The sequence below is a fragment of the Rhodospirillaceae bacterium genome, from assembly GCA_002728255.1.
In the GTDB taxonomy this organism is placed as follows: domain Bacteria; phylum Pseudomonadota; class Alphaproteobacteria; order UBA7887; family UBA7887.
The window spans coordinates 1-7,409 of the sequence record PBWV01000011.1; the positions used below are offsets into that span (position 1 = coordinate 1).

At 47.0% G+C, this 7,409-nt stretch carries 7 protein-coding genes; 1 reads left to right on the forward strand and 6 read right to left on the reverse strand.

Annotated features, from left to right (window positions below; all coding sequences use genetic code 11):
• Positions 1-426 precede the first annotated feature (426 nt).
• The 5 genes from CMM32_02755 to CMM32_02775 form a co-directional block, all read right to left on the reverse strand.
• Positions 427-1,650, reverse strand: coding sequence for a pimeloyl-CoA dehydrogenase large subunit (locus CMM32_02755; GenBank protein ID MBT05821.1), 1,224 nt, complete (start codon positions 1,648-1,650; stop codon positions 427-429).
• Between the two features lie 39 nt (positions 1,651-1,689).
• On the reverse strand, positions 1,690-2,103 hold the full coding sequence (locus tag CMM32_02760; GenBank protein MBT05822.1) for a cupin: 414 nt from the start codon (positions 2,101-2,103) through the stop codon (positions 1,690-1,692).
• 148 nt (positions 2,104-2,251) lie between these two features.
• A complete protein-coding gene (locus CMM32_02765) occupies positions 2,252-3,361 on the reverse strand; it encodes a hypothetical protein (protein MBT05823.1) in 1,110 nt (369 codons plus the stop codon).
• Positions 3,348-4,007, reverse strand: coding sequence for a hypothetical protein (locus CMM32_02770; protein MBT05824.1), 660 nt, complete (start codon positions 4,005-4,007; stop codon positions 3,348-3,350). Before CMM32_02770 ends, CMM32_02765 begins: the two co-directional genes overlap by 14 nt.
• Positions 3,911-5,179 carry an acetyl-CoA acetyltransferase gene (locus tag CMM32_02775; protein ID MBT05825.1) on the reverse strand — a complete coding sequence of 423 codons (1,269 nt, stop codon included), beginning with the start codon at positions 5,177-5,179 and terminating at the stop codon, positions 3,911-3,913. The genes CMM32_02770 and CMM32_02775 overlap by 97 nt, the downstream gene beginning before the upstream one ends.
• Positions 5,180-5,340: 161 nt before the next feature.
• On the opposite strand from CMM32_02775, the gene CMM32_02780 reads away from it, so the two are divergent.
• Positions 5,341-5,910, forward strand: a complete 570-nt coding sequence (locus tag CMM32_02780) for a hypothetical protein (GenBank protein ID MBT05826.1) — start codon at positions 5,341-5,343, stop codon at positions 5,908-5,910.
• 47 nt (positions 5,911-5,957) lie between these two features.
• Here the strand turns inward: CMM32_02780 and CMM32_02785 are convergent.
• On the reverse strand, positions 5,958-7,409 hold a 1,452-nt coding region (locus CMM32_02785), incomplete at its 5' end, for a cyclohexanone monooxygenase (GenBank protein MBT05827.1).

Genomic DNA, 7,409 nt, shown 5'->3' on the forward strand with positions numbered 1-7,409 from the left:
AAAGGCAAGTCACCTACCTGAAACTTGAATTGTTCATGTGGCCATGCAAACTCTTCTTCGCTGGCATTGGCCGGTGTAAACGAAAACATCCCAAACTTTGCAAGAGCTGCAAGAGATGCAGCCTTTGCGCTGACTTCCATAAAGTCTCTTCTATTCATAAAATCCTCCCTAAAACGTATTGGCGTGTGTGCAAGTTGTCCTTGCTACTGTTGTAACGGTATAAATATCACAATTAGTACTCTAACACGTCTTCGAAGAAATTATTTTTCATAAAATAACCAAAAAAGGTTATGAATGATCCAGAACTTTTTCTATTAGAGTAAAATTAGTTCGTGTAGGCGCTTTTGGCATTGCTACCAAACTCCAATAGAGCAAAGGGCCTAGATCCTGGTTAGCTTAAGGTGGGTTAATTTTTGGTTGGGACTTCTATAGGCCCAGCACCATTTTGGATATGATATTCTTTTGAACTTCGTTTGAACCAGAGTAAATGGAGGACTTCCTCCAATTAAAGTAGTCAGGGGCTAGATGGGCACCATATTCCGGGCCCACAGGCGTTTCGTTCCAGCCAGGTTCTGCTGATTCTGGTAGAAAGGGATTGGCATAGTAGCCAATAGCTTCGAGCATCAATTCGCTGATTTTTTGCTGCATTTCGCTCCCACGGATCTTCAGCAAGTTCACTTCTGTTCCAGGGGTTTCCCCTAAGTTTGCTGCCGACACTGCCCGTAATTCCGTGTATTCAAGCGCCATCAAATCAATCTCCGCCTTGGAAATCTTATCACGGAATGTTGGTTCTTCAATAAGCTTGCCACCACTGGATTGTTCGCCTCGGGCTATTTCTTTCAGCCTTTGAAGTTGGCGTTTTTGTGCTCCAATAGCTGCAACCGAAGCGCGTTCGTGTTTTAGTAAAAATTTAGCGTAGGTCCATCCCTTGTTTTCTTCCCCAACCAGGTTGGTGGCAGGCACCCGTACATCTGTAAAAAACACCTGATTGATCTCATGGCCTCCATCCAGGGTAATGAGAGGTCGCACTTCAATTCCCGGGTCGTGCATATTAATAAGAAGAAATGAAATGCCTTCCTGCTTTTTGACATCCGTATCGGTCCGAACCAGGCAAAAAATCATATCCGCCCAGTGCGCACTGGTGGTCCAGATTTTGGAACCGTTCACTACATAATCATCGCCGTCACGAACGGCTCTTGTTTTGAGGGAGGCAAGGTCAGAGCCAGAGCTGGGTTCGGAGTACCCTTGGCACCACATATCTTCGCCCGACAGAATTCGCGGCAGGAAATACTCTTTTTGCTCTGCACTGCCAAACTCCATTATCACTGGCCCGACCATCGTGGGGCCGAATGGAAGTATACGTGGTACACCAGCCAGTCCTAATTCCTCTTCAAAAATATGTCTTTGGAGGGGGGACCAACCAAGGCCGCCATGTTCAACTGGCCAATGAGGTGCCACCCAACCTTTTTTGTGCAGCGTCTTGTGCCATTCTATGTATTCGTCACGAGTAAGGTTAGAATAGGAAGGTTCGGACCCGCTCAATTGTCGCAACTTTAATTTTTCTTGCACCCTGGGAGGAACGCTATCGCGAAGAAAAGAGGTAATTTCCTCGCGAAAGGCGGCTGCTTCCGTGCCAAAATCGATATTCATACGTTCCTCCTAGCAGCTAGCCGGTTAGCTTTTTCTATCTTATTCTGCCGCGATTGCGGAAGCAGGGGCGTCTACGATGCGAGTTTTAAAGTTAGCGGGGGCAACAATCTCAAGGACTTCGTAGTCCTTCGAATAAGATATTTCCCTATGTGCAATTCCTGGGCGTTGGTTTATGCAGTCACCCTTTTCCATGCGACGGATTCCTTCGTCTTCGTATTCAAACTCAGCCCACCCATTTAATACCAATACAAATTGGAATGTGCAGTCATGCACATGCCACTGTTGCACCTCGTCTGCCATTTCCTTGCCATTAGCTCTAATTATATGTGCAATGTAATCTCCTTTAGTGGCCTCTTCGATGCCGAGATCATTGTACTCAAAGATTTCGCGTAATCCCGGAGTCCATGTAGCCTTTGACCCTTTTTTAATGGAAAAATCCCAATTGTCAGTCATTTGTCCCTCGCTCTTATTATGTGGCAGCCGGTTGGGGCGATATCCCAATGCCAGCGTCTGTGTTGGAAATTATCCTAGAATTCTGCCTACCTTTAGCATGTTCCGCAAGGCCCTGAGGAAATTCCTTTAGTGGAGCTTGGGGGAACCTTTATTTTAGGGTTAGCCTGGCGACGGCTTTCTCATTCAAATCAATCCCAAATCCGGGTTTATCGGATAGCTGCATTTGTCCATCTTTGGGAAGCACAGACTCCCCATATAATTCACCGACTTCGTCTAGAGCTCCAGAAAATTCCAAGGAAAATTCATGTGGCCGGGTGGCCGTTTGGACTGTGGCAAATGTATGTAGTGAGGCAATGGAGTTTATGCCAGCTTGCGGGCTATGAGGCATTATTGGTTTGTCGAGGCTGACAGCCATCTCATAGACTCGTTTTATCTCGGATGGTCCCCCAACATTAAGAATGTCCGGCTGGAGTATGTCGGGGTTCCCAAGTAAAACAAGTTGGTGAAACCACCATCGAAATGAATCTTGTTCCCCGGCAGATACGGCAACGTCTAATGCGTCGGACACCTGTCGGAGACCAGGTAAATCGTAGTGGGGTAGGGGTTCTTCAAAATGATCGATCCCCAGCTCTTCAAATTTTCTGCCTTGTTGAATAGCAGTACTTACGGAATAACCGTTGTTTGCGTCAAAGCCAAGGTAATGTCCTTCCGACAGAAACTCTCGGGCCAATTTGAACATTTCATAGTCTTTTGNGGGNTTTATATCTTGTCGCCAACCNCTCCAATCCATACGAATTTTGAACGCGCGAAAGCCCATATCCCATCCGGCCTCAACTTTNNCNAGCATTTCTGCAGGTTCCAGTTTCCATCCGGACCCAACACTCCAATAGAGAGGGATGGAGGTTCGGGCGGCGCCTCCCATCAGCTTGTACACGGGTAGGCCGGTTTCTTTTCCTAAAATATCCCACAGAGCTATATCGATAATGCCAACCACAAACCCAGGAAGGCGGGAGAACTGCTCCCCTCTTCCTAGGGCAAGAGCCTCCCAATGCCGATCAATTTGGAGTGGGTCCTCTCCAACTAAAATAGGCTTAATTAGGGAATCGAGGTACGCATCGAATACAGTTAGGTTTACGCCGCTGAACTCCCTCCCAAAGCTGGGNCCCTCTGCCCAGCCCTCANTGCCTGANTCGGTTAGCACACGGACGAGAGATTTTCCGATACTTANGTTTGTGGTGGTGATGTCAGTAATTTTCATCTTTTAGTNATTCCTGTTCGTCTTCTGGATAACGCCATGGTTTNTCGGGTTGTTCTGCTTCCGTATCTACCGTCCATTGAGGCAGNGCAAAGTCATCTGTGATATTGTTGAAAAGCATTTTTACTCTTGTGCCGATGCCCACCTGTCGAATGATCTCGGGAGGAGCAAAATCCCCGCTAGTGGTCACTAAATTTCCTCCGATCCGCAAAGCTTCATGTTCTGTTGGCTGTCCCTTCTGGGTATCCAGGTCGACTACTAATGTCATGTACGGAACTTTAGTTTTAAATGCTGGCTGGATNGGGTGGTGAATTTCTCCATAGGAGTGGATNGTTCCCTTTCCTTCAACGAGTGCCCATTCATATTCCCGNTCTCCAGTCCAGGGACAAGCNGTTGTTGGTGGGTACCGTAACAAGCCGCTTTCACTCCCTCTTTGNAAGCGGAATTCTNCCTTCGCACAGAAGCCAAAAAATTCCCGGTTTTCCCTGTCGACGTCTTCAACTGTGAGCATCATGCCCATGTACTCAACTTGTATAGGCATTNNGCNTCTCCTTATCGTNTATCTTTTGCCATAATCATGGCAGATCCAGTGCCGGGGTGGGCCCAACCCAGGTTTGCAGTTAATTCTACGTTCCTTACTTGCCTGCATCCGCCTTCGGCATATGTATAGGTGTGTTGTTTTTTTCCATTCTGATCAGTGGGGCACGAATCATCTACGTCGTGCCGGAGTTGGCGTGTGTTTTCAATTACCATGTTCATTCCGTGTGTATATCCTTCACAGAGATGGCCGCCCGAGGTGTTGTTGGGTCTTGATCCACCTAGTTCTATAGCTCCCGAGGACACGTACGCTCCTCCTTCTCCTTTTTTACAGAAGCCGTAGTCTTCCAGTTGTAACATTGTGGTGAAGGTAAAGGCGTCGTACGAACCCGTCACATCTATATCTTCAGGGCCAACTCCCGCATTTCGAAAGAGAATATTTTTTGCATAGTGTCCTGCTACGGTCGAAATAGGACCTGTTTGGTAGTGCAGATGAATATCNCCNCGAGGTTTNGAGCATCTTCCCACTACAGATTGGATTACCGCGGGGGGATGCGGGCAGTCGCGCGCCCGGTCCAGACGGGTGACAATTATGCAGGTCGCATTATCGGTTTCCACACAACAGTCTAATAAATGGAGAGGTTTGCAAATTATCCGTGACTGGACAACGTCTTCAACGGTGTAACGTTTCTTGTAATATGCCTTTGGGTTGTTGGATGCATGCTTTGAATGAGCAACTTTGACTGCTGCNACCTGCTCCGGGGTGGTNCCGTAATCGTACATATGGCGCAAAAAAGTGGGAGCAAACATTTGTCCGGCGCTCTGCCAGCCGTAGGCGCGATGGTGAATTTGGTCACCTATTATCGGAGTAGCGGAACGTGCCCCTGTTCCCCCAATTCGGACTTGGCTATAACCNTTCATGGCNNGGAATATAGCAACGGTATTGCACATGCCTGCTTCTATCACACCTATGGCTATGCCTATGAGAGCTTCAGTTGAGGANCCNCCGCCATGTACGTCCATATAGAAATTTAGTCGTATTNCGAGGTCATTGGCTATCAAAGGCGANAATGTNGAGTCATTCCCTGANTAACTTAACATGCCATCGATATCTGTCGCCTTCATTCCCGCATCCTTCATGGCATTTCCAACTGCCCAAGTTGCCAGATTGCGAGTAGATTCTTCCGAACCCCTGCGGTAGCTGGTTTCTCCGATNCCACAAATGGCATACTTGCCNCGCAANAATTTNTTTGTAGAGGCATCAGTTTCGGTGCTTGCCGGCATAATATTTCTTCCTAGTNTTTTGCGCATTNAGGCGTACGGTATTTGACTTTAGTTTGGGCTTTGTTGCAATACANACGNAGCCCTACTACCATGAGGGTAATGCTAACCGAGTGTTGATATTCTATATCTGAGAGGGCAACTGTAATGGTTGGGGTTGCTGTATGATGAGTGCCAGAAGATTGCTATTTAGTCAGGCTGCATTATTGGTCGGGCTAGTTTTTTTTGGTACGTGCTCCGTCGCGCAGGAAGACTTGCAGGAAGATGTNTTAAATAACTTTGTGTATGGCGATGATGTTAGAGCTGTTGAGCGGCTAAAACGNACGGTAGAGAACGATTGTTTCCAGGACATCAAATGTGCGTTCGAGGAAGTGTGGTCCTTTATCGATGTTACGGGGGACGGCTACTTATCGTTAGCGGAAATTTCGAGATTTCAGAGAGTCATCATTAAGTATTGGGTGGTAGAGCAAGAGCAACTGGAGGTAAACGTAGAGGATGTAGCTGGAGTAAACCTCGCNTCCATATTGTTATTACCGATAACNGCGTCCTCAATCCTACATAGTTTTGACTACGACGACGATGGGCTCCTCTCTCCGGAAGAAGTTCTCGGCGACTCGGAATTTGCGAAACTAGTTGGTGTAGATGCTGAGAGTTTTGCCGCAGGAATTGATTTTGAAGGGCTTGGTGAGAAATTACGAAATTCTCTCCAGCTGCTGCCCCTGCTGCTTCAATAGAAGATTTAAGTTAATCCTGTTAGGAACTGGGAGATGAGGAACAGATTTTATTCCGCAGCGTGTATTGGTGTGGGTAAGTTAGTTGATTCTGTTGGGGCTTCGTTAGNATTTGTTCCGGGGCCCCCGGAAAGCTGAAGCCCTTTATATCCCGTATCAGCTACCTCGGTTATGGTGGCAATATACTTTGGGGTTCCGCCATTGTAGACAAAATATCTCGTTTTCCCATGCTCGTGGCCATCCACGTTGGAATTNTAACCNGTAAACCAACCTTTGGCTTTCCGCATTAACATCTTCGAATACATTTTCGTTACGTGCGAGGTCCATCTNTCTTCCGCTTCTGGAGTGGCGTCCGCTCGTGTAANGTTTCTNTCCCACATGTATTCAAGCAACTCCGTGCACCAGTTGACGCCCGTTTCAATGCCTCTCGGGTAATTAGTGGAAGCTGAGCCGCTCTGTGGTCCCGTCGGCATTAACAAATTGGGAAATCCGTGGACAAACATCCCTAGGAAGGTAGAGGGNCCNTCCTTCCATTTGTTACCTAGTGTCTGNCCATCNATTCCCNGTATATCGATGGCATCAAAGGAGCCAGTNATGGCGTCAAACCCGGTGGCNTACACAATGATATCAAATTCAAAGCTTTCNTCAGTGGTGGATAGGCCGGATTTTGTNATCTCTGTTATGGGATTATNACTAATATCCACCAAACGGACATTTGATCTATTGTAGGCTTCAAAATAGTTAGTCTCGAGGGGAACCCTCTGCACTCCAAACCCGTGGTCTTTGGGAATTAATGTCTCAGCCGTNTCTGGGTCGTGTACTCGTCTACGAATTCGCTCGGCGATNTACTCTGAAAGTTCNGCGTTAGGTTTCTCGTCCATAAAAATTTCAACAAAATTTTGTAGCCAAATGCCAAAGCCAGGTTCATCGTATAATTTATCCCATAAGGCTACGCGTTCTTCACGGGATACATCATAAAATCCACGTCGATCGGGTTCATGTATGAACCCACCCGGTGTTCGTGCGCAGGTAGCAAAGATTTCATTATAGCGTGATCGTATTTCCGCCATTTCTTTTTTCGAAATAGGGCTATTATTGAGTGGTGCGCTCCAATTAGGTCGTCGCTGAAATACGGTTAATTCTCCAACTTTATCGGCAATTTCTCCGATGACTTGTATTCCAGTGGCGCCAGTTCCAATAACTGCGACTTTCTTATTCCTCAATGGCACAGGTTTATGTGGCCAGTAGTAGGTATGAAAAGACTGGCCCTCAAATAGTTCCATTCCCTTATAGCGGGGAAGGGTGGGGGCAGATAAGAGTCCAAGTGCCATTATCAAAAATCGACACCTTAGTTCTCGGCCATCCTGCAAAGTAAGTGTCCACGTATCGGTGGCCTCCTCGAAACTTGCCAATTCAACTTTGCAGTTGAATTGCATATGTTGCCGAAGGCAAAATTTATCTGCTACGTGGTTAAGGTATTTTAAATTTTCTGGCTGGCCGGA

What these genes read in the sequence shown, in the direction of transcription:
- CMM32_02755 (MBT05821.1), bottom strand. Translation starts at nt 1,650, where the DNA reads ATGAATATCGATTTTGGCACGGAAGCAGCCGCCTTTCGCGAGGAAATT.
- CMM32_02760 (MBT05822.1), bottom strand. Translation starts at nt 2,103, where the DNA reads ATGACTGACAATTGGGATTTTTCCATTAAAAAAGGGTCAAAGGCTACA.